The sequence below is a fragment of the Sphingobacterium puteale genome (assembly GCF_003627955.1).
Lineage (GTDB): Bacteria > Bacteroidota > Bacteroidia > Sphingobacteriales > Sphingobacteriaceae > Sphingobacterium > Sphingobacterium puteale.
In genome coordinates, this window is record NZ_RBWS01000017.1 from 142,514 (window position 1) to 169,323 (window position 26,810).

20 protein-coding genes are annotated in these 26,810 nt (G+C 36.6%); 15 read left to right on the forward strand and 5 right to left on the reverse strand.

What is annotated here, in order from left to right; all coding sequences use genetic code 11:
* Positions 1–34: 34 nt before the first annotated feature.
* Entirely contained in the window at positions 35–901 is an 867-nt protein-coding gene (locus D7322_RS20980) for a hypothetical protein (protein WP_121126191.1), read from the reverse strand.
* A gap of 521 nt (positions 902–1,422) precedes the next feature.
* Between D7322_RS20980 and D7322_RS20985 the strand changes: the two genes are divergently transcribed.
* From D7322_RS20985 to D7322_RS21000, 4 genes are all read left to right on the forward strand, one after another.
* Positions 1,423–1,854: a hypothetical protein gene (locus D7322_RS20985; protein ID WP_121126192.1), complete on the forward strand. Its 432-nt coding sequence runs from the start codon at positions 1,423–1,425 to the stop codon at positions 1,852–1,854.
* A 96-nt stretch (positions 1,855–1,950) separates the two neighbouring features.
* On the forward strand, positions 1,951–2,511 hold the full coding sequence (locus tag D7322_RS20990) for a Crp/Fnr family transcriptional regulator (protein ID WP_121126193.1): 561 nt from the start codon (positions 1,951–1,953) through the stop codon (positions 2,509–2,511).
* A gap of 136 nt (positions 2,512–2,647) precedes the next feature.
* Positions 2,648–2,905 carry a hypothetical protein gene (locus D7322_RS20995; protein ID WP_147430511.1) on the forward strand — a complete coding sequence of 86 codons (258 nt, stop codon included), beginning with the start codon at positions 2,648–2,650 and terminating at the stop codon, positions 2,903–2,905.
* Between the two features lie 31 nt (positions 2,906–2,936).
* Positions 2,937–3,155 carry a hypothetical protein gene (locus D7322_RS21000; RefSeq protein ID WP_121126195.1) on the forward strand — a complete coding sequence of 73 codons (219 nt, stop codon included), beginning with the start codon at positions 2,937–2,939 and terminating at the stop codon, positions 3,153–3,155.
* A 71-nt stretch (positions 3,156–3,226) separates the two neighbouring features.
* Here D7322_RS21000 and D7322_RS21005 read toward each other — a convergent pair whose 3' ends face one another.
* The 3 genes from D7322_RS21005 to D7322_RS21015 all read right to left on the reverse strand — a co-directional run bounded on the left by D7322_RS21005 (position 3,227) and on the right by D7322_RS21015 (position 9,151).
* Positions 3,227–4,486, reverse strand: a complete 1,260-nt coding sequence (locus tag D7322_RS21005) for a TlpA family protein disulfide reductase (RefSeq protein WP_121126196.1) — start codon at positions 4,484–4,486, stop codon at positions 3,227–3,229.
* A gap of 21 nt (positions 4,487–4,507) precedes the next feature.
* Complete coding sequence (locus D7322_RS21010) at positions 4,508–5,863, reverse strand: RagB/SusD family nutrient uptake outer membrane protein (RefSeq protein WP_121126197.1); 1,356 nt, start codon at positions 5,861–5,863, stop codon at positions 4,508–4,510.
* A 72-nt stretch (positions 5,864–5,935) separates the two neighbouring features.
* Positions 5,936–9,151: a SusC/RagA family TonB-linked outer membrane protein gene (locus D7322_RS21015; protein ID WP_183078797.1), complete on the reverse strand. Its 3,216-nt coding sequence runs from the start codon at positions 9,149–9,151 to the stop codon at positions 5,936–5,938.
* A 742-nt stretch (positions 9,152–9,893) separates the two neighbouring features.
* Here D7322_RS21015 and D7322_RS21020 point away from each other — a divergent pair.
* The 7 genes from D7322_RS21020 to D7322_RS21045 all read left to right on the forward strand — a co-directional run bounded on the left by D7322_RS21020 (position 9,894) and on the right by D7322_RS21045 (position 19,036).
* Positions 9,894–10,751 carry a helix-turn-helix domain-containing protein gene (locus tag D7322_RS21020; RefSeq protein ID WP_121126199.1) on the forward strand — a complete coding sequence of 286 codons (858 nt, stop codon included), beginning with the start codon at positions 9,894–9,896 and terminating at the stop codon, positions 10,749–10,751.
* A 524-nt stretch (positions 10,752–11,275) separates the two neighbouring features.
* Positions 11,276–11,521, forward strand: coding sequence for an Arm DNA-binding domain-containing protein (locus D7322_RS29280; RefSeq protein ID WP_220700146.1), 246 nt, complete (start codon positions 11,276–11,278; stop codon positions 11,519–11,521).
* A 27-nt stretch (positions 11,522–11,548) separates the two neighbouring features.
* Positions 11,549–12,466, forward strand: a complete 918-nt coding sequence (locus D7322_RS21025) for a site-specific integrase (RefSeq protein WP_262707657.1) — start codon at positions 11,549–11,551, stop codon at positions 12,464–12,466.
* A 305-nt stretch (positions 12,467–12,771) separates the two neighbouring features.
* On the forward strand, positions 12,772–12,957 hold the full coding sequence (locus D7322_RS21030; RefSeq protein ID WP_121126200.1) for a hypothetical protein: 186 nt from the start codon (positions 12,772–12,774) through the stop codon (positions 12,955–12,957).
* Positions 12,958–13,000: 43 nt separating this feature from the next.
* On the forward strand, positions 13,001–14,176 hold the full coding sequence (locus D7322_RS21035) for a site-specific integrase (RefSeq protein ID WP_121126201.1): 1,176 nt from the start codon (positions 13,001–13,003) through the stop codon (positions 14,174–14,176).
* 129 nt (positions 14,177–14,305) lie between these two features.
* A complete protein-coding gene (locus D7322_RS21040) occupies positions 14,306–15,235 on the forward strand; it encodes a hypothetical protein (protein ID WP_121126202.1) in 930 nt (309 codons plus the stop codon).
* 210 nt (positions 15,236–15,445) lie between these two features.
* Entirely contained in the window at positions 15,446–19,036 is a 3,591-nt protein-coding gene (locus D7322_RS21045; RefSeq protein ID WP_121126203.1) for an NACHT domain-containing protein, read from the forward strand.
* Positions 19,037–19,233: 197 nt separating this feature from the next.
* On the opposite strand, the gene D7322_RS21050 is transcribed toward D7322_RS21045, so the two are convergent.
* Positions 19,234–23,301, reverse strand: a complete 4,068-nt coding sequence (locus D7322_RS21050; protein WP_121126204.1) for a P-loop NTPase — start codon at positions 23,299–23,301, stop codon at positions 19,234–19,236.
* A gap of 406 nt (positions 23,302–23,707) precedes the next feature.
* Between D7322_RS21050 and D7322_RS21055 the strand changes: the two genes are divergently transcribed.
* From D7322_RS21055 to tnpC, 4 genes are all read left to right on the forward strand, one after another.
* Complete coding sequence (locus tag D7322_RS21055) at positions 23,708–25,120, forward strand: ISL3 family transposase (RefSeq protein ID WP_262707658.1); 1,413 nt, start codon at positions 23,708–23,710, stop codon at positions 25,118–25,120.
* A gap of 26 nt (positions 25,121–25,146) precedes the next feature.
* The gene (gene tnpA, locus D7322_RS21060; protein ID WP_245971402.1) at positions 25,147–25,431 is read left to right on the forward strand and encodes an IS66 family insertion sequence element accessory protein TnpA; all 285 of its coding nucleotides are present in this window, start codon (positions 25,147–25,149) and stop codon (positions 25,429–25,431) included.
* Positions 25,431–25,769: an IS66 family insertion sequence element accessory protein TnpB gene (gene tnpB / locus D7322_RS21065; protein ID WP_121126206.1), complete on the forward strand. Its 339-nt coding sequence runs from the start codon at positions 25,431–25,433 to the stop codon at positions 25,767–25,769. The genes tnpA and tnpB overlap by 1 nt, the downstream gene beginning before the upstream one ends.
* A 48-nt stretch (positions 25,770–25,817) precedes the next feature.
* Positions 25,818–26,810, forward strand: a 993-nt coding sequence (gene tnpC, locus D7322_RS21070; RefSeq protein WP_245971403.1) for an IS66 family transposase, incomplete at its 3' end; no start/stop codon positions are given.

A 26,810-nucleotide genomic window follows, 5' to 3' on the forward strand; every position in this document is an offset into this window, starting at 1 on the left:
AAATAGACAGGGGACGGTCTTCCGTCCCCTAATTTTAATCCTCATCCTCAGGTAATATGCGCATCCATTCCCGCTTGATCTCCAAAAGCCTATCGTATGCTTCTACTGATACCTTTAACCGTTCATTGGATTCGCCAAATAATTCAACGATACAATCGCCTTCATCTCTATATTGGTCTTTAATCGCCATATGCTGGATGAGCATCCCCCGGCCAGCACGGAAAAATAGATTTGGCCACAATTTTTCAATTTTGGCGAGCGAATCAATATCGACGGTACCCTCACGACCGTCTAGCAGTCGGACATCGACCAACTTAGATTTAGCGGACCCTTCCTTTAAATGAAAATACGCAACCTGAGGAATTCTTACTGTTTCATTTAAAGCACCGAACATGACTTCAAACTGTTGGGTGGCCTCTTTGAGGCAAGTCTGTAATCTAATCTCATGGCTACTTAAACGATCGTGGTTTGCACGCAATCGCTGTTTCCGACTTTTTAGCTCGGAGAGTTCATGCTCATAATGCATAAGCAGTTCATTATGCTCTCTTTCCTGCGTTTTTATCTGCTCATCTTTTTGTAAAAGCCATTTTTGCATTACCTTTGATCGCTTTTTTCTAAAGTTATTCCTTATTCTTTCCCTCCGAAAAGCATAGTAAAACTGAACCATAATGAGGCAAAACATCACAACGACAAAATCCCGTTCAAAATAATCTCGTTTTTGCAAGTCCACACCGAATAACGCCAAATAGATTTTATACACTACCCGGAGTGCAATAGCTCCCAATAGAAGCACAAGGACTAAAAACTGCATAGGATAACGTATTTTATCGTTTTGTCCCAAGTAAGTACTCGCATCCAGTTTGTAGACGACGTAAGCGACAGGTGTTATCGCCAGTAGCATTAATAACCAACTGAAAAGAAATATTACAATATGTCTTTCCCTGGTTATACTCGAAAAAAAAGATTCGTAGGTCGTATAAAAGGTGATGAAACAAGATGAAATACCTGCAAGCAATACTATAATCCGCATGTTCCCATACCACGACCGAAAAAAAGGTTTAAGTGCTATCATAATAAGGGTGATAATAAATTAATCAACAAGTTAATAATATCTACAACCACCTAGCGTAACATTTCCTTTACATTCCATTATAGATTAAATATAGACCTTCATGGTTTTGACAACCGTCTCTAAGAGGCTTTTAAACGTGTTTTAAATCCATTTCGACGGACAAGATTTCCACCTCGCCGATTTGAACCTTCATTTCCTTCACTATTTAGCGATTAGCCCATAGCTTCGCTGTTCAATCGAATTATAAAACTAATTTAATTTTTAACAACGGTATTTACTGGTTGTCTGAAACATAGCTTGGCATGCCACTATTATTTCGGCTCTAGGAATTACCACACAAACTAAACTGTATGAACAAATACACACTCGATGCCCTCGGAGTCAAGCAATGGCTCCAAGACTTGTACAACTCGACTATTGAATTCCAGATGATGGAGCAAAAGCTGATCCTACTGTGTCTACGCAGTTGGCTTATGTCCCGTTTTGAACTTTCAGAAAGCCAGGTTGATTACCTTATATCCCTTTCCGCTGACTTCAAAAACAACCTCGCACAACAGATCGCCTTTTCAATAAATAATCAGGCAGATATTACTTTGGACAAGCAGACGAATGAAAAAAGCACCAGTACCTTTCCGCGGGATTCTGTCAAGGTAACAGAATATGAGTCAAACAAGATCCAGTCGGATACCCCGGAAATCCCTATCGAATCTGAAGCGAACGAGGCGTTCAGTCGACGACTGGAAGGACATTTAGTCATCAGGATTTACTACAAGCTACTATAAATTATCTTAGATTAACTCAACGAAACGCCATGGGCCATATCTCTCTCATGGCGTTTTCTTTTTTTTTATAAAAAACTCATTTACTATATATTAACCATGAAACGTTTTACAAAACATTTAAATAGCTATTTCAATGCAGACGACCCCTGCCGCGAAGAACTTATACAGCACACCAAGATACGTCAGGGGAAGCGTGGGCAGATCTACTGCCGGGAGGATGAAAGTCGTCCCTATTGGTGCTATGTGCTTGAGGGCAGGGTTGGCGCTTATGAGATGAAACTCAAAAAGCCCTATCTGCACTGGATTGCGGCCGAAGGTCATTACTTTACCGGCACTAAGCATGAGTACAGTTTCAATAGCCAGGAACTGAATATTCAGTTCCTCAGCAAAAGCACAATCGCCTGTATACCCTTGGCTATTCTACAAGAGCTACAAGATCGGTATCCGAGTATGCATCACTTTGTGAGTATTATGCGGCAGCGCAAATCAGACTTTTTCAATAAAAAGGCACTTATAATGGCGCAAGATTCCAGGGACAGATACTCAAAACTCAAAGCACTGATGCCTGCGCTATTTCTCAGTTTGAATAATAAGTTGCTGAGCCAATTTTTATATATCGATCCAAAGACGATATATGAAAGCAAAAAAGATCTATAAAATTTAAAATAATACCGCCAGACCCGATTATAGGCTACCAAGTATCCTCTCCTTTGTAATAGACAATTACAAAAGGAAAATGAAGAGTTACTTTAAATATATCGCAAAACAAATCTTACGGTCAATCCATACTGCTATGCTAATACTTCGTTATTCTGAGGTTGGCAATTCCCAATGGGGACAGGATTTTACCAAGCTGTATTTGTTTGTGATCGGAAAAAGAGTACGCAAAGAGTCTGCGCTGACAAGGTATAGACGTAAGTTTGCGCTCTTCCCCCATGGGTGGGTGCCGAAAATATTGGTCTGGCAAATAAGGAGTCCCCGCCAGTACCATCAAGCTTTCCATGCGAAAGCCGGGGGCCATCAAACTGCAAAGTGCGATGTGACCAATTAAATAAATTATGATCTAGAATAAGGAGGTAAAAATGGCATGGTTCTCATTTACCGGAACTAATCAAAACGACCCCTCACACTATACATTAGCACCTACACAACCATCTTGTCCAGGCACAACGTCACTTTGTGCGATACAAGCGACAAATAATGGTTCGGATAGACCAGTCTTAAGTGATCCTTTGAAAGCTGAAATTCAGCAGGCATTGCAAAATGGTCAACCCACGGCTAATGTAAAGATGAAGGACTAAAGATTACATGACAACTCCTCAATAACAGGATTTGTTAAAGGGTATGGCTAAAACCATACCCTTTCTGTTTTTTATTGATCCACTTCTTCAACAACAAACACTGGAATGTCTTGGTCTTCAATGACAGCGACTATGCCATAAGGACCCAGTTGATCGTTAAGTTCATCAAGATTATTAAAACTCCCAATGTAAATGTGATCTTTACTTTTGACTAAATCCACAGCAGTTGGAAAAAAACCGCTGGACTCAATAGATTCTGCTAATGCCCTACTATTTTCATATATGCGTCCACTTCCTGTTTTAGGAGCCTTTGATTTGCGCATAGCCCCTCGTTTCAATACCACACTTTTCATATTTTTCGTCGAATAATAGGTCTTAATCCCTAATACGTTATGCAGATCATTCAAAACCAAACGTGCCTGTATAGAATCAGGTCTGTATACTTCGTCAGTGCGTTCATAGCAGATCCCGTTTTCAATTAACCATGATTCGCCAACCCGGTCCAAGTCATCGTATTTTCGTGGATTTTTCACCTTCCATACCACCCGGTCATTAGGCACAAAAAAATCAGCCCTTTTCATTTTGTTCGTACACAGCCTTATACATCTATAAATTGCCCTATTGATCATGGTCGTCTTAAACTTACCTGTTACACTGTCCAACCTGGTTGAAAAAGCTTCCATTGGCACACCATCCTGATATCCTGTAATCACGATGCTTGTCTTTAAATTTTTTACCATGTTGATATCTGCAGATAGGTCAACCGTACCAAAATCATTCTTAAGCGGTAGATTAATAGCCCCGGTCTCATAAAGAGCTAAAATATTTTCTGCTGTCACTTGCCTAAAGAATGTAATCGCATGTATTTTTCCCTTATAAAGAAATACGACATGTGGAGCCCCTTGATGTGGGAAACGCTCCTTTAGATAAGTATCTGCATAGATTACCGGAAGGTTTACATGGTTTTCTTTCAGATAGGCATTGCTAGCATAAAATTTTTCCAGTGTTTGTTTATCCTGCCAGCCTACATTGATAATCTGGACTTTATCAGCATACTTATCCTGCAATTTTTGAAGCTTAGGCATCAATTCAATGCAAGTACCGCAATACGTATCAAAGAAATCCAATATCACCACTTTATCTTCTAGCGCCTTCCAGTCGATTACTTTCAGCTCGCCCCGCATAAATTGAACAGCTTTAGGTGGAATGAAACTATCCCCTACTTTTAGGGCCTTGCTCAGATCTACTTCCTTTTTGGTCTGTGATTTTAAAGTACCCACGGCTATAATCAGATGGAATAGCACGGTAAGGGTAAGTGAATTTACGTTCATGTTATATTAGTTATTTAATGTTTATCTTCTGTTTTGTGGTATATTCCCCAGGTCAATCACGGGCTCGGGCAGCCTGAAAGCATACTTCGTGCTGTTTGGCGCCAATTCATATTTTTCACCATTTACATGGCGAATTAGTGTCCTTTGAAAACGCGGTTCTAAATTTAACCGTTTAAGATCTGCCCATCGACGACCACGGAAAAGCAATTCCTTGCGTCGCTCCAATAGGATGATTTCAAGCAATACTTCAGGATCAGACTCCTTGATGGCAACATATGTATTGGTTTTCCACCGTGTTTCGAGCAACGCATTTAGGGCAGATAATGCCTCATTTACTCTTCCTGTTCTTATAGCCGCTTCTGCTTTGATCAGGTAAACTTCACTCGTGGTCAATCCAACAAAAAGCTGACTGTAAGAGTTGTCGTAGTTACCTCTAAAGCTATAGGTGTCGGGAGCGTTTTGATTAGGCTGAAAGAATAATTGTTTCCGCATATCGTCTGCCGCATATTGGTTGATAAGTGATAGATCAACAGCAGCCAGATTAAAGGCCATCGGGCCTGCCCCCGTGCTAACTGCCGAAAACAAAACCTCCATGTTAAAACGAGAAATAGGCAACTCATTCGCAATCGGCAAGGTATTGAAATCCATCAACTCAGCACGGAGTTTAAGACAGGAGTCTGCATAGTGATAAGCATCCTCATAGCGTGCCATGTCCAAGTATACCCGCGCCATACCTGCATAAGCAGCCGCGCGATCAGGGCGTCCTCGCCTAGGTTCTTGTATAGGCAGTTGATTGATAGACAACTTATAATCAGCGATAACCTGTTTATAGCTATCTTCCAGACTAGCACGCGTAGAGATTTCATCAATGCCAGGATCCATACGCAAAGGAATACCTAATTCAGATACAGCACGCTCTTTCTCATAAGCGGGTGCATACACTTCTATCAACTGATGAAAAGCAAAGGCTCTGTAAAAGTACGCTCCGCCTGATACCTTTTGATAAAAGGCATCATCAGATCCCTCCTTTTGCGCTTGTAGCGTTTCCAATACCTGATTGCTTAGATAAACAGCTTTGTAGGGGCGCTGCCACTGAACAACATCAGTATAAGGTTCATCCGCCCAGATATAAGCATTACGCTGGTCATTATTGGAGATTGATTCCCAGTTTTCCTTTGTCAGAAAATAATCGTCTGCCCCCCACTCTCCATAGGCGGGATACCCCATATTGAGGGTGGCATAATCGTTAAGCAAAAGATCGCAATCATTAACAGTCTTTGGGATAACCATTTTAATATCCGGTTTTTCATCCAAGAAGTGATCGCATGATGAACAGATCATTAGTGTTGAAAAAGATAATAACTGAATAAATTTCATAATTCAATATTTATGAGCCATCCATAGGGACAATAGATTTTTATACACTATCGTCTCCCATGGATAGCTGTGTTAGAGGTTAAAACTAAATCCTATTGACGTGCTCAGGGGCTCCGGTATAGACCGGCCATATTCTGGGTCTATACCTTTCTTATTTGCACGCCAAAGCGTACCCACATTTTGGATATAGGCATATACCCGGCAATTTTTTAACGGAAAATGAGGTCGTTGAGTGAGGTTTAAACTCACCTGTATATCACGGAGTTTTATTTGCCCCGCATTTTCCACGAGTGCTGATGAACCTTCATAAAATTGGCTCGCTAGTGCATTATTGGGGTACATAAAGGCAGGTACATCCGTCGCCAATTCATCACCCACCTTTTGCCAACGATACGCATAATCGCTATGGCCAATCCCCCTTGCTATAAAGTTAGCGTTGTTAAATGAGCTACGGAGAAAGACATGTCCCAGTTGGTAGCTGATATTACAGGATAATTCAAGCATGCGGTAGCGAAATGTGTTGCGCCAGGCACCATAGTAAAACGGTGTCAAACTACCATGATTTTCCAGATCGGTTATTTTTGCATTTACGATATTATTATAATCTTCTGAAATGACACCATCAACGTATCCCCGTGGTGCTCCGGTCTGCGGATTCAGCCCTGCCCATTTGTATGTTAATTGGCTATAAAGATCCATACCGTTTATGGCGGTCATCAACATCGAGCTGGCGCCACTCAGAAAACTACTTCCCTGTTCACTGGCGAGATAGGAGTTGACCACTTTTGTACGGGTATAGGAAAATATAAAATCACTGTTCCATTGCCATTGTTCCGCTTTAAGCGGTACTCCACGAACCGATATATCCCATCCCTTGGTGTCAAGATCAGCACTATTTACCGTCAAGGTGGTGAAACCAACGGTTGGGTCGACCTGTGCCGGAGCAATAAGATCTTTCGGTAGTTTGCGATAATATTCTATACTACCCGAAAGCCTACCCGATACTGTTGCAAAATCAATCCCTAAGTTTAAATTACCGACCCTTTCCCATCTAAGCTTTGGATTTGGGGGAGCCACCATCATCGCATAGTTATTACCCGTAAGGTAGTGCGCCTCATTCTGTATGGCCATCACGGGATAAGCAGCCAATGTGTTGTTCACATTTCCGTTATAACCGTAGGTTGCTCTCAATTTAAGGTGTGACAATATGCCATCCTTTAAAAAGTTTTCAGCGGTCAACAACCAGGCACCACCAACAGACCAAAAAGGTTGTCCGCGATCATTGCTTTTCACTCCAAACAAGTTCGATGCATCTTTTCGAAAACTTGCACTTAGCGTATAACACTTATTAAAGGTATAAGCACCATTGGCATAATAGCTGACATACCTATTTAAAAAGTTTTCATAGCGATTTCTATCGATCAGATTATTCACCCCAGCCTTACCATTGAGTACTGGAACTTCCATACCATACTTTACAGATTGGTAAGCACCAGTTTCGGGATTATAGCCATTGTATTGGGCGACATTCAAACTTTTGTCAACCTCACGAATCTCGTATCCAGCCAGCAAACTTAGTTCATGTTTATCAAGCCAAGTGCGGTTAAATTCCATCGTGCCCCTCCCTTGATGCGTAGCACCATTCCAATTGTCAATTTCCAGGTAGTCACCCACAGGCAATGCCCAGAATATCTGATCCGCATTCCAACTCGAATAATAGTTGATTAAATCCCGCTGTTCGAACGTGCCGATCCCCCGCCATGATTCAACTGGATTGGTTGTTCGCTGATAAGCATACAATGCGTTCAACTTAAGCCCAAAATCAAAGGCGTAGCTCCCCGATAAATTGATAAACATCTCCCTAACTGTCTGTGTCTGCCTCGAATCATTCAGCTCTTTTAAAGGTCTATACTTCCAATCCAATAGGCGGCCTCCTGCGACTGTATCACGAAATGTTGAATTTCTAGGAATTGCTTCAACAGCCAGCGGATTACCTTCTCCATCCGCCAACTGCAAGTAGGGGTAATTTGCTTCCCCTAATCCAAGCCTATTATACCCTACCGGTACAAAGCTGTCTTTACTCTTGGACTGCGTATACGTTACAGAAAAATCCAACAATAGATTTTTGACCGGTCGCAGCTGATTAGCAGATTTCAGAACCAGCCTATTATTTGAGGATGTGACCAAACTACCCATATTATGATCATACCCAACAGAAAACAGCGTATTTACTTTTTCTCCTCCGGACCTCAATTGGAGGTTATATTGTTGATTTATGGCTTGCCTATAGATATACTTTTCAAAATCATCCCGCATATCGACTGAACGCAATTTATCCAATTCGATTTCCAACTCAGATGTACTCATTAAGCCATCCCGTTGCTGCTTCATCAGCAATAAGATAGGCTGCAGATTGACATTCCAGCGATTAAAATTTGCGTTATGCTTCCCCTTATCAAATAAAAAGCGCTGCGCGTCAATGTAATCTGAGGTATTCATCTGCGGATAATAATACAGATCTGGCTTTTGCTGTACAGTAACGTTTGAATTGAATGAAAGCTCTGTCCTATCCTTAAACTTTCCACGTTTGGTCGTGACAACGATGACTCCATTGCCAGACTGCGCTCCCCAAATCGAAGATGCAGCAGCGTCCTTTAGTATGGTCACATTTTCAATATCATTCGGGTTGATATTATTAAATAGTCCCCTGCCAAAGTCTGCGATTCTATTATCATAAGGTACACCATCGATGACAATAAGCGGCCATCGCTCGGACTGTAGTGTACTCGCACCCCGAATATTTACATTTAGTAAATCACCTTTATTGGTTGATATTTTCGTAGAGGCAATCCCTGGTACCACATCCTCCAGCCTACTTATAAAATCAGTCGACACCTTGCGGTTGAGCAGCTTGTTGTCCACAAACTCGAAGCTCCCCGTCGCCCGCTCCTTCGGAATTTTTTGGTAGCCAGTAGAGACCACCTCCACCTCTTCCAATTGATTCTCCAATGGTATCAATTTCACTATCAATGATACTCCAGCACTATACGAAGTTTCTAAGCGCTTGAAACCGACATGTGAGAATGAAACAGTACCTTTAGGATTGGAGACTGTTAACGAAAAGGAACCATCATTTTTGGACGAAGCCCTACCCTTTTCACCGTGCACTTGGATGGATACTCCTTGGATTGGTTTTCCGTCTTTGGAGGATACGACAGTACCGCTAATGGATAACAACCCATTGGCCTCGCTGTCCTTGCGGGGCGTCTGAGCTGATAAACTAAACATATGAAATACGGTAGCAATTACTAAAAGAGTCTTTAGAATTAATAGTTCTCTTAAGCTATATGCTTTATTTGTAATACAATTAGTTTGTGTATTTGCTAAATTTACCTGCTGGGCAGCCTGCTTTGAACAGGCTATACTTCTCCCAGTCCTTATAAAATTGTTCATTTTAAGGTTTTAAAAATGGTCATAATCTTCCCCTTTCATCGCGGAGGCGATGGATCAGGTCATTAGAATAACTCGTAAAAATGTTCCGATATAGTAGTCTCTAATTGGTTACAAAGCAGATGATATATTTACAATGACACTTTTTCGGATGGTCATACAGACCTCTAGCCTTAATGGAATTAAGGCGGATTGGGATTTTTTGAATGTTTGTTTTTAATAATCATAACTCGTTATTGGTTAAACGAGTCTTGGGATGAGACATTTTTAGATAAATGCGGGCCTACATGCCGTGGTTGCGAAAAAGTTTCTGAAGCCTAACGTAACACGGACTAACAGTAGGCCCACATCTATCTTATCAAGCAAATATACTAAAAGCTTTTATATAAGAATAGACATGGGTATTTAAACTACTGCCTTGCGTTACGGCTTCAGAAATTGCAACCGCAAGACTCTTTGTTTTAAATACCATAAATCCTCTCTTTCGGAGAAGAAACTATTTATACAAACTTAGTGAATTCCTCTAATAATACATAGAAATATTTAATACATTTTTTCACAAACCGCCATAAATTAATGCATGGCAAAGGATATCAATATTATAATCGGAAAAAATCTCAAAATAGCTAGAGAAAAGCTACTGTTTAGTCGAATTGAAATGGCTAATAAGTCAGGAATTAACCGAGGATCAATAGAACGAATTGAGAAGGCTCATAAATACTTTAATACAGAAGAGCAGGAGAAATATATAAAATTTATCGGTATAGAAAAAAGCGTTTTATGTAGCCCTTCTTTCAATTTAACATGGAGAGAGGTAACTGCAATTTTGAGAAAGAATCATCCCGAAAACCCATCTATTTGTGATATTTCAAGTAAAGAGACTAAACCTAAAAAAATGATTATGCAAAGAATTCTTCCCGAAAAGCTACTGGAAGACCCTACAACTGCTACGGAATTAACAGCAATAATTTTCACAAAGTTCAAAATAAATATTGAACCAAATAAAGTGCAAAATTGTTTAAATTCTTTGGTAAATATTGGATTACTAGTAAAGACCCAAACATCACCCATAAAATATAAGCGTTCCAACAAAAAGTTTCCCAAAGAAATAGATCCCCTTTTTGACTTAGTGACCAAATTAGAGCAAATTTGTGAACTATTCAAATCTGACTTAGTGAATAGTGAGAACAAAAAAAACAATCCTTCTTTAAGAAAAATGGCTATTATGCTTCTATCATTGGATGACGGTGAGAAAACAAGAAAAGAACTTTTTAGTAAAGCCGAGATGATAAACGATACGAACAATGTCGTTAGGACAGTAAACGTCTTAGAAAATATTGAGTTGATTACTAAAACTAAATCTCCAGTTACAAGCAGTCAACAGCGATATAAATTGACCGATAAAGGCTCTAAACTGTTAAGAGAATTGGAAGTATAGTATTTTCCGAATAACAGACATAGTAGGTGATAAAATTATAGTGCTTGGAAACATTCATTGCAAGGTAGTATCGAGGGTTCGAATCCCTCCCTTTCCGCCAAATGATACAAATGCCACGAATAATCGCTATTCGTGGCATTTTTGTTTTTAGCACTGTAAAATACGCACTGGAAGCGGCTTTGACCCATAAGGTTCGAATCCCGCCGATTCCACAAAAGGTGATATTTTATAGAAAATATCGCCTTTTTTTATGTCTAGACGATATTACTTAAATACAAAATACCTGTAAATACACTATTTGCAGGCATTTTTTTTACTACTATCCAACAAAAAATACAAAAACCCACAAAAATAAAAAGCGTTAATCGTGGCAACCTATCTTCATTAGGTAAGTTGCCACGATTAAACGCTGAAAGCATTGCTAAGCAACTAGTTAAGCAGGTTTACATCTTGTAAAAATGTAGCATCAATCCGAACTTTGTTACACCATAAAATTAATATTTATATTAGAAAAAAGCTTTGGATTGCTTTTCTTTTTAAAGAAAACAAAATTCAGTAAAGGGACAGAAAGACTTTTATATGGTAGAATTACCATAAATGGTATTTCGAAAGAATTTTCAACCAAAAGAAACTGGTTCAAAGATCGATGGAATCAGGGTGCAAATCGTGCTATTGGAAACAAAGAAGATGCAAAATCTATCAATCACTATATTGATGCTTTAGTTTCAAAAGTCTACGATAGCAAAAGGGAACTCATTTCTAATGGATAAGATGTTACAACAGAAAATCTTTTCCAATTGCTATTTGGCAATACAGATGATAGAAAATTTATAATTCAAATCTTCCAGGAAGAGAATGATAAAATGAAAGAGCTTGAAGGAAAGGGGTATGCAATTGGAACAATTAAAAGATTCGAGACTAGTCTGTCACATACACGGGAATTTATAAAATGGAAATATAAATGTGAGGATATAGAAATAAGAAAACTGGATTACGAGTTTGTAAAAGAATACGATTTTTGGTTGAAAACTGTTAGAAATTGCAGCCAAAACACAGCTTCAAAATACATAAGAAATTTTAAAAAGATTGTTCTTCATTTTATTAAGACAGGATGGCTCAGAAAAGATCCTTTTCACCAGTTCAAGCTAGTTAGAAAAGAAGTGATTAAGGAATTTTTAACGGAAGATGAGCTTGAGCGCCTGTTAAAAAAACACTTTTCAATTAGTCGACTAGAAATTGTAAGAGATATCTTTGCATTTTCCTGTTTTACTGGCCTAGCCTATACTGACGTTTACAAATTAAAACATAACCAATTTTTTAATGGTGTTGATGGAAAAAAATGGATTTCATATCAACGAACAAAAACTCTCAGTCTTACAAAGATTCCCTTACTTTTTCCAGCAATACAAATGATAGAAAAATATACCACCAATGGTATAAACTTGGATGATAAAGTTTTTCCATGTTTTTCAAATCAAAAAATGAACGCTTATCTTAAAGAGATAGCAGATCTATGCGGAATAAATAAAACGCTCACTTTTCATATGGCTCGTCACACTTTTGCAACAACTGTCACATTAACAAATAGAGTACCTTTAGAAACAGTATCTAAAATGATGGGTCATAAATCTTTAAAACAAACACAGCATTACGCCAAAATCGTAGATGTAAAGATTAGCGACGATATGGAACATTTAAGGCACAAATTTATGTAATATGAGTAGATAAAATAAATCGTCGGGTCCAGTATGAAAATTCTAAAGTAGTATTTGGGTGCCTAAGGTTATAGTCCCAGCGGGATCACAAAGAGCGTGCTAAGGCACGCTCTTTTAGTTTAAAGCATATCTTTTCTGCGTTTCTGCACTAATATTCAATTCATTTAAAAACATATTAAACCATACCATATGGTGTCCATTGTGGTGTCCATTCTAATGGCTTATTTTTGGACACTACGAAGAGTGATTGATAGTGATGTTTGGTTAATGCGTTAACCGTTTTTTTAACGTTTAAATGTGTAGAAATGGAAAAAATTAAGGATGAGCTCTACCTTCTAACTATGGTAGTGGGAACGAAATCAAAATTAAGGTCTGATGGAAAAGGGGCTTTGAAGATGCGAATTACTCTCAATTGCCAAGAAGAAGAAGTATTCTTCTCAGCAAATGTAACACCCGAGAATTGGCTTCCCGTACAAAAAGCAAGTTTCTAAAAAAGAAGAGAATTACCGAACGATTAACCAAAAGATAAAGTCGGTGGAAACTGACTTACAAAGAATCTATGATAAGCTTTTCATTGAACATGAGAAAGTGACTCCCCTAATGATTAAAAGGGTTTATCAAGGAATTCCGGCAATTGAACCACCAAAGAAGGAACTAGAAAAGGAAAAACTAACCTTAATGCAGGCTTTTGATCAATTTATCAAAAAATTTGCTAACCTAGTAAAAGAGAAGAAAAGATCAGATGGTACATTACGTCAATGGAAATCAAGCAAGAAAAAAGTAATTGAATTTCTGCTTTTCACTAAAAACAAGGAAAAAGAACGAAATACCAAACAGGAAGTTGAAACAGAAGAAAACAAAATTGATATTTTATTTCCTGAGATTTCGCACGATTTTGGCGACGAAATGTATGACTACCTTACCTTAGAAGCAAAATCAAAGCTCGCTGACGCAACTGCAAAAAAGCATATAAAAAAGCTGAAACAGATTATAAAAATTGCAGTTAAAAAGAAAATTATCATGGAAAACCCTATTGCGGACTTTGTCTGTGGCGGAGACACCAATGAAGTAATTCCTCTAGAATGGGAAGAGGTAGACACAATATTTAAAAAAGATTATGGAATACAAAGGTTACAGGAAGTGGCCGATTCGTATGTATTACAATGCTTGACAGGTTTTGCCTATCAGGATCTATTCGCACTTTCTCCTGAAAATATAATTCTTGTAGGTCCACAAAAAGAAAGATGGCTATGTAAGCATAGGGGCAAGACTGGTGTTATGGAGATAGTTCCATTGCTTCCAGTAGTTGAGCAGCTTATAGATAAATATAAAGATCACCCTGTTTGTAAAAAGAGGAACTCTCTCTTACCTATTCTTTCAAATACTAATTACAACGGATATTTAAAGGAAATAGCTGCTATTTGTGGCATTCCACGTGAACTACACACGCACCTCGCCCGTCACACTTTCGCGGATATAATGTTAAACCTGGGCATGCCACTTGAAGACGTAAGCAAAATGTTAGGACACAAAAGCATCAGAACTACTCAGCGTTATGCTAAAGTTAGAAAAAACAGGATAATGAAGAACTTCAACAATTATGTTCGTCCTCAGATAGGTTTAAGTATTTCACTGAATAAAAGACCAATTGAAACGGAAAGATGTGTTCCAATGATTTTTAACAATAAAATGTTCAAATTAGCAAATTAAACAATGGGCTTTATTCGACGCTAAGAATTGGAGAAAAATATAATGCCTACCAAAATTTATTTTTACAATCTAATTTTATTACATAAATTTAATCATATTTTATAACCTTTTATTAATCACTGTTAACCTATGCGAATTTTAATTCTTATTATTTGTTATTACCTAATTCCATTTCAATTAACTGCGCAATCTGACAGTCAGAATATTTTACCATCATTAAAGTTGGAATTCGGTGAAACTCGCATCATTAATTCACAGAGATGGGAATTTGCTTCTGTAATTATTCCAACTGGAGCATCCCTCATTGTGAATGGAGGTAGTTCAATATTTCATTTAATTGTTAGAGATTCATTAGTTATTAATGGTAGAATTGAAGCAAGACAATTCAGTTCGGACGAAAGACAAGAAGTAATAAGTATCCCAGGACAATCACCTCTAATATTAAAATATTCAAATTCAAACTTGGGTGGAACTGGCGGTTATGGAGGAGCCGGAGGATCTATTAGTGGTGGTATGGGGGCAAAAGGAACTAAAGATTATAGTGGTGGTGGCGGTGGCGGTGGTGGAAGATCAAGTTATAGGTCAGGAGTAAATAATTACCCAGGCAAAAATGCGATCGATGAGAGAGGAGCTACCTGGGGAGGTGGAAATAGATGCGGAGGTGCCGGGGGGGATGGAGTTTTACGTAATCCTAACGGCAATGGTGGGATTGTCTTTTTAGAAGTTATAGGCTATTTTGATGGAACAAATGGTTTAGTAGATGTGTCAGGTAGTGATGGTCAAAATGGCCTTGCAGGAGATCAGCCTTCCTCTCCAAATTCTCCATATGGATGTTCAAGTGGCGGTGGTGGTGGCGGCGGAGGTGCTCCTGGAGGACAAGGTGGCTACCTAGTTGGCTATTTTAAAGGCACAATTAAAAATTATCCAGGTGTTTATACAAATGGTGGAAAAGGCGGGAAAGGTGGGATTGGTCCGCAATATAGTAATATGGGAGGGACAAATGGCTCTAATGGTCAACCTGGAAATCATGGAAATGTATTTTTTTTTACAAATAAATAAGGATATATTTTTAAACTAATCCAGTATTATTCCCACCTATAGAGTCAAAGTGATTTCATATATGATAGAAATACAAATGGCAGTTTAAATTTTCAAACGGCCATTTTTTTCTCTAAATACATAATCTTAAATATTTGATATTATTGCCAGCAAACCAATTTTTGTATAAATTGGTTCGAATTTATATTAATCCTCTTCAGTTATGTAATAATGGGTAAATTTTTGGAACAATTTAAAGGAATGGTATATTCAAATGAAGCTGAGGTAAGTCAAAATTTCATAATACCATTACTTACTCAATATCTTGGTTATTCAATTACCGAAATTATTCCAGAAAAAAATTTCCCAGCGCAGGATATCTTTTCTGGCGTAAGATTTTCAGAACGTGGCTCAAAAGGATTGATTCATAGACCAGATTTTATAATATGCATTGATGGTGATTTATCAAAATCAAGGTTCATAATTGACAGCAAAGGACCAGGACAATCTTTAGAAGATCATATTGGTCAACTAAAGTCCTACGCTACTAGCGTTGGTAAAAACTTTTTAATGATAACTAATGGTAAAGTTCTTTTGGTCTATGATGTCAATACTTTAATTTTTCGTGCTGAGGGAATAGAAGAATTGCAATTAAAACTCGATGTACTTAATGATCTCCTTGGACGTAAAAACCAATTATTTAAATCTCAAATAGAGATATTGAGGGAATTTAATTTTAACGAGGCAGTATCACAAAACTTGGTCGAGAAATTTGGTAATGAAAAGCTACGGAAAGAATTGCAAATTTCTGATTTTAAAAACTATCTAAAGGTTGTAAAAGAGAAATTTGAAAACTGGCATCTTCCAAATGATAGGTTTAAAGCAATTAATAATATTGAGCTTAAAAAGATAGACCCGAACTATCTCTTACTGTTTAAATTACATTCAATAAATGAACCAATCAAGAACGAAGAGAATAAGTTAAAATTTGTGCAGATAGAAACAACATATAATATTAACAAAAAAGTATTTGTTGGCGAAACCGGAGCTGGAAAGACATCATTCTTAAAATTTTTGCATCACAGAACTGCTGAGAATGCTTTGGAAGGAATTGATGTAAAGATTCCAATTTTCATTGCATTAAAAGAAATTGGAAATGGATATACATTAGAAAATCTAATTTCTTCTGCTCTTATTCGTTATGGATATAAAGGAAAAGATTTTGAAGAACGAAATAGTATTACCCAATTTGTTTTTTTCTTAGATGCTTTTGATGAAATTGAAGAATCATTTAAGCAAGAAGTGTGTAATGCTATAGAAAACCTGTCTTCTCAATATGAATGTTTTATAACGACAAGACCTAATAACTTGCCAATGCTTAATAGTGCAGTAATATTTGATATCTGTCCTTTAAACGATACACAAGTTGAAAAGGTTGCCAGACACTATTTAGGATCTGGCTATTATCGATTTCAAAATCAAATAGAAAAAAATGACCTAACTCAAGAATCACGAAATACGCTCTTATTACTTTTTATGATATCTCTTTATAAAGAGAAAAATTATCTTCCAGATTCGGTCGCAAAGATTGTAAATGAATTAGTTGAGCGTGTAAAATTATGGCAAGACAGCCGCAACATGAGACCTAGTAGATTAAAATGGGAACAAGTATCAAGGATTCTTGCTGAACTTGGATATTGGATTATGAAGCATAATGCGGTATCAATAAAATTATTTGATGCAGAACCTATTATTATAGAAATGCTTAATGAGTTTGAGCAAACACGTAAGATCAAACCAGGTGTCACCGTTAACGAGGTAGTTGATGAACTTACCACAACAGGACTAATAATTGTGGGTGAGGATCATCTATTTTTCTGGCATAGACTGTTTCTAAATCATTTTTCTGCTTTGTCTTTACAAAACAACCTTAATCAAATTGAGGAGTTATCTTCTGATGAGAAATGGGACATTGCGATTATAACTTTAGCAACACGGGTTAATGATGTTACTATTATTATAAAGTCATTAAAAAATAGGCTTTGGCTTTCTGCGTATTGCCTAACAGAAAATTCAAATTGTAATAAGGAAATTAAGGATATAGTTGTTTCTAGATTGATCGAACAGGTAGGCTCTCCAGTACCCAATAACAGGTCTAATGCTATTTCATTTCTTGAAAAAATAAATGATGAACGCGTTCAAAACTTCTTTATGGATTGCTTTGAGAGTACTCAGCACAAAGATGTAAAGATGATGTGTCTTTCAGCTATGGCCCTCAATACTTCAATGAGAGCTAAGGATATAATATTTAGTCAGGTTGATTGGGATGAATCATCTTTTTTTCATGGGAGATCATCACAAGCTTATATTGTTCAAGCACTGTCACATTTTGGGGATCAAGGTTATATTCAAATAATATCAAACTGGGAAAAATACTCAAATTACCCTTTGGAAGAAACCTGCAAAAGGATTTTTCAAAGGCTTCAACGTAATAATAATTTAAATCAAGGTCTTGTAGACAGATTGCAAAATCTATTTTTTAAAGAACTCAGAAAGAACAGCGCTTATGGTGCCAAACTCGAAGCAATTGCAGATATACTTTCTAAAGTTCCAAACTTAAAGTTTGCAGAAGAGGTGCTTGATAAATTCTTGAATCAAGAAGACTCGGTTTCTAGTTATCGAAGTGTTTTTAAAATACTGAAAAATTCACCTAATATTCAATTGGTAGAAAAGATTAAAGATGCCCTTTTTAATGAAAATTTGGATAGTTATAAGTGTGAACTTTTGTCAAAAATACTGAAACATAGTAATGCAGTCATTCCGAAAGAGATATTCCATGAACTCATAAACCATAAGAACACCAACGTAGCTTCCTATTGTCTTCATGCGCTTAATCGATTTCCTTATCAGGATGTCGAAAAAGAAGTTGAAAGGCACCTATATGGTGAACAGGCTCAACTACAAAGTTGGGCATTAAAGATCCTAGTCGATAATGGAAAGATTATAAATCTAATCAGGGAAAATAGATTCCCAAATCATTTTTACACTCCCACTGCTCATATACTATTGGAAGCTGTTAGAAGATTTCACTTAATAGAAGCAATACCAATCCTACAAACTATTCAAGATGAATTAAGCTACGGCAAAATGTATTTAGGTGAGTATATTCTAGCATATGAATTAGCAGGGACATTCAATTACATTGGCGAAAAGGAAAGGCAACGTCAAATAATCGCAAAGTATTTTGATGGTTCAATGTTCCTTTACAAAAAGGATAAATATTTACAGACTAATCTAATGAAAAAGCTAAAGTATTTTGATAAGGAATTGGCGGTTTTAATTGCTAAAGCTTTTTATAACGAGTATCTTCCACCATCTAAAAACTTCAGTTACGAAACTGAAGTTTTTATTGAAACTGCTGAAGATATAGGTGGTGAATGGATGCGCGAAAAGATTAAAACCATAACCGAACACTATCTAAATCAGATAAAAGTTGACAATAAATATGCCTCACATTTAATTGAAAGACCCCTTCGTGCTTTGACTAAGATAGGAAGAGCTGATGATGAAGATTGGCTTTTAGAAAAGCTACCATATTTTGAATTTGATGCAGGAGCTGAATATAATCAATTACGTAGAGCTATAGAATGCTTTGCATCTATAGGTAGTAAAAAAACACTACCTGTTTTGATTAAAATGAGTGAGAAATATCAAATGGTAGATTCTGTAATGAACATTCTGCAGTTTTCGTATAATAATATTTGCAGTAGAGAAAAAATTCCTATGGAAGACATTCAGCAATTCTCCCCTTCAAAAAATTAGAAAATCGAATACGTAGAAGTTACTTGCCACGATTCTTCAATAAGGTAATGGATTATAACACCCAAGTTGTCATTGGATTAAAATCTATTATTAGAGCGTATGTCTAAATTCAATATGTAGTTAGGTGGGTTAATCCAAAGTCAATAGAAATAAGAAAGGAGCCTACTTAAAGGCTCCTTAATTCTTCAGATCAAATATTATTTACGTTTCTTTTTATATTTATCAAATTGAGAAAGGTCAATTTTGCCTAAAACTTTTGGTTGTTTAATTGAGACTTTTTCAACTTCAAAATTCTTTTCAATTTTGGTAGGCTCAATTATTTTTTCAATAGCAAGCGGTTCTTCAATTAATTCGTCTATAAGATCATAACCTTCAATATCAACGGAATCTGAATTTACTGCTATATTATCAATTCCTATTTTTTTCACTTCCCAAGCCATAAGTTGATCCTGTCTAAATCCAATATAGAAATTAACATTTGTCAATTCATCCCGATCTTTTTCAAAACCTCCATTTGATGGTACAAAAAATGCATCCAAGCCACATCTTAATTTAATTCTTCCTTTTTGTCTATCATCTATTAAAGCGATAGTACCCTCAACCCTTCCTAAAAATTCGGTTTTGTCAAAAAATCTAGTATTGGGATTCATTTTGCCGACTTTTGTATGACTAGTCAATATTTTAATACCCTCTCCTTTTCCGTACCATTCAAAACTAAATTTATCATTTACTTTTCTTTCTTTACATTCTTTAATATAAGCCTTCGCCTCGTTCAAAGTAAAATCACTTACGCTGTCTCCTTCAGAAATTGCCTTACATGCATATAGAACATACAAATAATAAGTGGCTTCAAGGTGTGGAATTTCATATTTTCCGCTGTTGTTATACCATAATTTGATGATACTAATAGCATCATCCAAACTCGTGTATCCTTTTGAATGCCTCACTGCTTGCAGCCACATCTTAGCATGAACAGTGTTATCAGGTTCATCCTCGATATTCTGCAAAATAACCTTAATTATACTTTCAAACTCAAAAGGACTTAATTTATTCCACGCTTCTGGAAATTTTTTAAAATTATTGTCTACTTTACTTGCCAAGGTAGAATAGATAAACATTCTTCTGTAATAGGGACGAAGATCCCTGTCGGAAGAATTGGCAAGCTGTTTAAATTTATCAACAGAGCTAGAATATTCGCCTTGTAGTCGAAATAACTTTCCTTCGCAATCTTGGATCATTCTTTTTGATTTTTCAATGATCAATGACTGATCTAAATCGGTAGAAAGCTCAATTATATATTTAGCTTCATCTATCAAATTCATAATTTCAGACAGCTGATTGTCATACCATTTATATTCTTTATTAGTCAAAAAATCAAATTGATTGTTTGACTTGCTTAATCTACGTCCATTATTTATTACCTGAATTAGCATTTGGACTTGTGCTGTGTGACTATGTAAATTGTGAGGGTTTATCGCTCTACTTTTCTCAAAATCTTCATTTGCAGTCTCTGTCAGCTCTTTAATAAACTCTTCTAACTCAGATATTTCATCTTCATTTAATTTTGAAATATCTGACCGAATAAGAAATTCTATTCTCCTTCTACTACTCATTCCTTTAAGGTGCCATAAATTATAATCATTTTCACCTAATTCAATCGCTTGCGTGATTTCATCGTACGCTTTTTCAAAATCAAGTTGTTCTGTTGCCTTCTCATATAAAAATCTTCCAAGATGACCTCTTAAATGGGACTCATTTGGATAGCTATCAACTAATGCCTTTAAAACATTGTATTGTTCTTCTTTTTTACCGATATGCCTTATTAAAGTTGAGAACTTTCTATCTGCTCCTGATGAATATTCATAATTATCATCCTGACCTAATACATCTTCATTATCTCTATTGAGAAACAAACTTTTAAACATGTCTCTAAGATCATCCGTTAATGTTGCGTGATTTGCCTTGCATGTTTTAATTAGGTCTATTGACCAACGTGCTAAGAAATCTTTCCAATTACCTTTTTTGGCTTTATTTAAACCTACAAAAGTTAAAGCCATTTGCTCCTCTGCAAATAGATTAAATCTTGGTCTCCAATAATTCGTTTCTTCATATTCTTCATCAAGTTCATGAATAAACAATTTTAGAATGTATTTTTCGTCCTCTTTTTTGTTTAGGTAATCAGAACTTAGACTACCATTTTCAAATAAATTTGAGAACCACAAATCCATAGTACTTATTTGCGCATAATAATAAATCATTGAAGCAAATCCAATAAATTTCAAATGATTTTGTGGCAATTTATTAAGATGATATAATATATAATCTTCTAACTTAGAAGATGAGTATTCTTCTTGATATGCAGTAATTGCGAAATCAATAACTTCACATGCACCAGGATTTTTTAATTTTAATTTCTTTAATTCTTCTTTTGCAATAGAAGATGCTGATTGAAAATATTTTGAGTAAAATTTATCCCTCTCAATCAAATCAATAGTTTTGTCACTAAGAATTAATGTTTTGCTTTTATCGCTACCCCTATAATCTCCATTAAAAGAACGAATTACATAAAGAACAACAACATGTTTTTTGTCCTCATTTATCTTCCTAATGAGTGCGTTTAATTCGTTTTGTGTAACGAGAAAAGCTTCCACAACTGCCAGAATTGGTTTTTGAGTTAATTCAGATAATTCAAAAAGAACTTGGTTTGTTTTGTCCCGATAATACTTATCTATTATTACTGTTGGATATTTCCTCATAAAAGTATAAGCCATCCTCCGGGATAATGTGGTTCCCCCCGCACCTGGCTTGTGCCTTAATTCAACAACAAATCCACCTTTATTATGATCTAACCATTTTTGTAACATTGCTGTTAAATCTGTTGAAATATGTCTGGTAGCATCAAGATCAGCTACCAAATCATTCCAACTAATGGTTTCGCCTTTGTAAAAGTTATTATCTTCATTGTCTATTTCAACGTTTATTATGGATTGATGTAAGATTTCAACCCCTTTCGACTGCATGGAGTAGAAACTACTTGAAATATCAACGAAGCTATCGCTGTCGTTCTGTCCACGACAAGGAATCTGCTTCAAATTACTTTCGTACGTATCAACAGTTGGTATTAGAGATCTCTCAATACCTGCAATAATAAGTTCCAAGGGTATATTGTGGAGCAAAACATCATAAAACCGGAACTCATCTTCCAGTCGATTTAATTTTTCGCTATCGTTGTAAGCTATTACATGTTTTGCAAAACCACGATTTGATATACTTTCGTCTACTGCCCTTATTATTTCCTGAATATAATCTCGTTCATCATATAAATAAACATATGTAGTATTTTGAACTTTTTCAATTAAATATTCTTCAATTAATCTCTTTAAAAAAGAGGCATATTTTAAATCGCTTCTCCAGTTCCTTGGATCTGTTGAGATAGTACCTGGAATTGAAGAAATTCCGTTTGCGAAAATATAGTTTAAGGTATAATGAGAAACATTAATTATTCTTTCCCTTTTATCTTTTTCTTCAATTGAAATCGGCCTGATTTGGTATTTCCCTGGATTTTTTGATAAGGCTTTGAATAGTCCATTTTCTTTAGTTTCAGGATTGAAATCAATAATCATACTCCAATTTATCCTAGAAAAAATTGAGAATTGATTTTCACTTAAATTGTCAAAATTCGGTGGAACAATTAAAACATAACTGCGGTCTTTATTGAATTGATTGCAATCCAAAAAGAAATCACTCCAAATTAAACTATCATTCGACTTAATGATAGTTTTCCCATTTTCAAAATCTAATAGAGAACTTGGGACCGAACTGTTCAAAAATGTTTTATAAAACCATTCTAATACATTCTTGTACTGTATGATACAGAGCTTTACATCATCATCACTTACTTCTTGATTTACAGAAATTGAATCATGAGAGCCTGAGTTTCCTCCCCAATGAATATCTTTTAACCTATGAAAAATAGTCTGATTGAGCCATCTTTTATCATTAACTATTTTAATCAAATCATTCAATAATAAAGTTTTAATATCTCGTTTGCTTTTTGGATTAAGATTAATATCTACCTCGCCTAAAATTATCTTCTCCCCATCGACTTCTCCCATTTTATTTAGGATTATTGCACGACATATAGCCTCAGCTGCCTTCCTTAAATTGTTTAAGGTATTTTCTTTGTTACCTCTGTTATAATCTTCAATTGCCGTTTCCGTATGAGAATTAATATTTTTGATTTTATAATTGAATTTTGGTGTCATATTAATAGATTAATAGTTTTAAAGATTAGGGCAAGTGCAATTTAATAATAAATTTCAGTAAAGTATAAAAAACATAATATTAATCATGTATCGAAAATATTGGGAATCTAGTCATATGATTTATTTTACCAATTAACCTTTATTGTGGTTAAATAATTTTAAAATAATTTTTACGAAATCTTAGATTTTACTATCTAAATTCTTAAAATTGATCCAAAAAAATTTCAGGAATTCCTCTATTTGTAATCGGTAAATCAGAATGGTTCTTCGCCAATTTTGATGCATCTAATACCCTTTCCTATAAAAGTCAATTAATTGTTTGATTATCAGCAACATAACGACTTAAAAACTTGTTTAAGTAATACTTTTTTCGTAGCTTAAAGTATTGATAATCAGATATTTTTCAGTGAATTCAAGCAATACTTTTAACTTAAAAACTACAGGTCTATTTTATGGTGACAGAGAAACTAAGATATACAGTTCAGATGTACATGGTACAACAATACGTCTATTTGCAAAAAGAACAGGAGCTCGTTCTAAGTGTCCAAGATGTATGAAATACAGCGCCATTGTGCGCTCTTCCTATGTAAGAAAACTCGTAGATCTACCCTTGGCGGCGAGTTCAGTTCTTATAATGCTTGAGGTACGCCGCTTTGCCTGCAAAAATATTGACTGTGAAAAGCAGATATTTTCAGAAAGGTGCAATAATTTAACTGAACCTTATTCTAGACGTACAAATAGAGCTTCCGAATATTTAAAGAAGTTTTTCATTGAGATTTCGGCTAATAAAGGCGCTTACTTTTCTAGAATATTGAATATCCCTGTCAGCAACAATACTTGTCTTAGGATGGTCAAATCCATGCCTATGACCACAAATAAACAATTGTATTGCATCGGTATTGATGATTGGGCAAAGAGAAAGGGAATGAACTATGGAACAATAATCGTTGACGCATATACGGGACGCCCCATAGATATTCTGGACAGTAGGGATTCCAGTGATGTTGTCAAATGGCTATCCCGTCATAAAGAAATAGAGTATGTAACTCGGGATCGAGCCACAGCCTATGCCAGTGCCATCGCCAAAGCTATTCCGGACGCAAAGCAGATTGCCGACAGGTTCCATTTAGTAAAAAATTTAAGTGATGCTATTCAAGACGAAATTCGGCAAGAATACAGCTATTTAAAGACGGTTTCTAAAGCTATTCATGCCAAGACAGAATCAAAAAAACCTCCTGATATTGAAACGAATTTGGATTCCGAGAACTATACTAAAGAAAATATTAAGCAGAATATCTCGTCTGGTATGTTGGAGAAAGAAGAAAAACTTGTTCAGATGATTAAAATGAAGGAAAATGGATGCAGCATTTCTGAAATAGCTCGAAAAACACAAACTAACTGGCGCACCGTTGAAAAATATTTAGAACACGGAATACCTTCAACGGAGAGGAGTACATCTGTAAATTATAATAGATATATAAACGAAATCAAACACATGTGCAGTTTGAAAATCAATCCTACTGCCATGTTTAGATCCTTAAATGATATAGGGCTAAAATGTTGTGAACGATCGTTCACTAGATGGTTTAGCTTAAATTTTCCAGATTATAAACATAAAGGGAATCGAACATATGCTAAACCCTTAAAAATCAATAATCCTGATATCGTGACTAATTTCATTCCTTTACCTTTACCCAAAATGCTATCAATTTATGTGACAAATTCAGAATTTGGAGTTGCGAAAGATACGGGAGAATGCTCACAGGAAAGGCAAACCGTTGATAAACGTATCCGTCCTATGAAGTACATATTGACTTAGATCCCATTAGGCTTTAGCTTTGTTGTATGAACAACTTAGAAGAAAAACGTGTGCGTATGCTGTCTATGATAGCAGACTGGCAGCAGAGTGGAAAAAGCAAGAAAGCTTATTGCGCGGAAAATGGGATCAACGAAGCGACCTTTTATTATTGGTTTTCGCGCAGTAAAGAAAATGACACTTCCAGGGGTAGCTTCATAACAATCGATAAGGCGGCCAGAAGGAACGATATTGAGGTTATTTATCCCAACGGTGTACGTATAAAGATCGAAAATGATCTTGCTCTTCTATCCCAACTGATCCGTCTGTACTGATGTTTGCGTTGGGTTCATCGCATCGCTTTTATCTTTACGATAGCCACTGTGATATGCGAAAATCTTTTGATGGGCTCTGCGGACTGATCAGTTCAGGGATGCAACGCCAGGCTACCAGTGGTGAGGTTTTCGTATTTCTGAACCGTAGCCGTACGCATATGAAGCTGTTGCATTGGGAAAAAGGAGGCTTTGTCCTTTATTATAAGCGTCTGGAGAGCGGTACTTTTTTGCCGCCGGGCATAAAAGACGGTGAACTGTCCTGGAGTGACCTGGTATTGATGGTCGAAGGTATACAGGTGGTAAAAAGTATTCAAAAAAGACGTTTTTCTTTTCCTTAAAAATGCTTTTAAATATGTATAAAGCAACTTTTTGCGTATCTTTATGCTATGGAAACAGCACTGGAAAACCTCTCGAAAGAAGACCTTCTCAAGGTCATTTCCAGTCGTGACCAAACTCTTTCTGAGCGAGATGAAAAGATAGTTTATCTGGAAGCTCAGCTTTCCATGTACAAGCGGATGCAGTTCGGGCAGAAGCGCGAACGCTTTGAGGGTGATCCCAACCAGACCATGCTTCCCTTTCAAACGGAGCCCGAAAAAGTAGAAGAGCAACAGCAGGAAATCAAAAAAAAGATCGAGTATGTACGTAAACGACCCAATCATAAGGGACGTGCCAAATTGCCTTCACACCTTCCTATAGAAGAGGTTGAGATCCACCCAGAGGGAGATCTGTCGGAAATGGTGTGTATAGGCAAAGAGATCACCGAAGAACTGGAATGCGAACCTGCAAAGTTCTATATCAAACGCTATATCCGCTATAAATATGCGCCCAAAGACGGATCAGGCGTCTCCATTGCCGAACTTCCCGAACGGGTGATCGACAAAGGTATAGCAGGGCCGGGCTTACTGGCAATGATATTGGTCGGGAAATATATGGACCATATGCCGCTATACCGACAGAAGCAGGTCTTCGCAAGGGAAAACATACAGATCCCCTCATCAACGATCGAAGGATGGACCAGACAGGCACTGGAAAAACTGGAACCGTTATATGAAAATCTTGTCTTCGATACCAAGGCAATGGGTTATTTGCAAGTCGATGAAACGCCAATAAAAGTACTGGACAGCGATAAAAAAGGTGCTGCCCATCAAGGTTATTATTGGGTATATCATGCTCCACTGGAGGGAACAGTGCTATTTGATTATAGTCCCACCCGTGGTGGTATTGCCGCTGTGCCCATGCTTGGAAACTTTAAAGGGTATCTCCAGACGGATGGCTATGCCGTAGTGCGACCTGCAAAGGTCATTGTCCAATTGTTCAACCAGGAAACTGGACACAGAACCTACCATGCTGTTGGTAGTAGCCTACTTCGACATGCGGGA

What these genes read in the sequence shown, in the direction of transcription:
- D7322_RS20980 (WP_121126191.1), bottom strand. Translation starts at nt 901, where the DNA reads ATGCTACTGGCGATAACACCTGTCGCTTACGTCGTCTACAAACTGGAT.
- D7322_RS20985 (WP_121126192.1), top strand. Translation starts at nt 1,423, where the DNA reads ATGAACAAATACACACTCGATGCCCTCGGAGTCAAGCAATGGCTCCAA.
- D7322_RS20990 (WP_121126193.1), top strand. Translation starts at nt 1,951, where the DNA reads ATGAAACGTTTTACAAAACATTTAAATAGCTATTTCAATGCAGACGAC.
- D7322_RS20995 (WP_147430511.1), top strand. Translation starts at nt 2,648, where the DNA reads ATGCTAATACTTCGTTATTCTGAGGTTGGCAATTCCCAATGGGGACAG.
- D7322_RS21000 (WP_121126195.1), top strand. Translation starts at nt 2,937, where the DNA reads ATGGCATGGTTCTCATTTACCGGAACTAATCAAAACGACCCCTCACAC.
- D7322_RS21005 (WP_121126196.1), bottom strand. Translation starts at nt 4,486, where the DNA reads ATGAACGTAAATTCACTTACCCTTACCGTGCTATTCCATCTGATTATA.
- D7322_RS21010 (WP_121126197.1), bottom strand. Translation starts at nt 5,863, where the DNA reads ATGAAATTTATTCAGTTATTATCTTTTTCAACACTAATGATCTGTTCA.
- D7322_RS21015 (WP_183078797.1), bottom strand. Translation starts at nt 9,151, where the DNA reads ATGTTTAGTTTATCAGCTCAGACGCCCCGCAAGGACAGCGAGGCCAAT.
- D7322_RS21020 (WP_121126199.1), top strand. Translation starts at nt 9,894, where the DNA reads ATGGCAAAGGATATCAATATTATAATCGGAAAAAATCTCAAAATAGCT.
- D7322_RS21030 (WP_121126200.1), top strand. Translation starts at nt 12,772, where the DNA reads ATGGAAAAAATTAAGGATGAGCTCTACCTTCTAACTATGGTAGTGGGA.
- D7322_RS21040 (WP_121126202.1), top strand. Translation starts at nt 14,306, where the DNA reads ATGCGAATTTTAATTCTTATTATTTGTTATTACCTAATTCCATTTCAA.
- D7322_RS21045 (WP_121126203.1), top strand. Translation starts at nt 15,446, where the DNA reads ATGGGTAAATTTTTGGAACAATTTAAAGGAATGGTATATTCAAATGAA.
- D7322_RS21050 (WP_121126204.1), bottom strand. Translation starts at nt 23,301, where the DNA reads ATGACACCAAAATTCAATTATAAAATCAAAAATATTAATTCTCATACG.
- tnpA (WP_245971402.1), top strand. Translation starts at nt 25,147, where the DNA reads ATGAACAACTTAGAAGAAAAACGTGTGCGTATGCTGTCTATGATAGCA.
- tnpB (WP_121126206.1), top strand. Translation starts at nt 25,431, where the DNA reads ATGTTTGCGTTGGGTTCATCGCATCGCTTTTATCTTTACGATAGCCAC.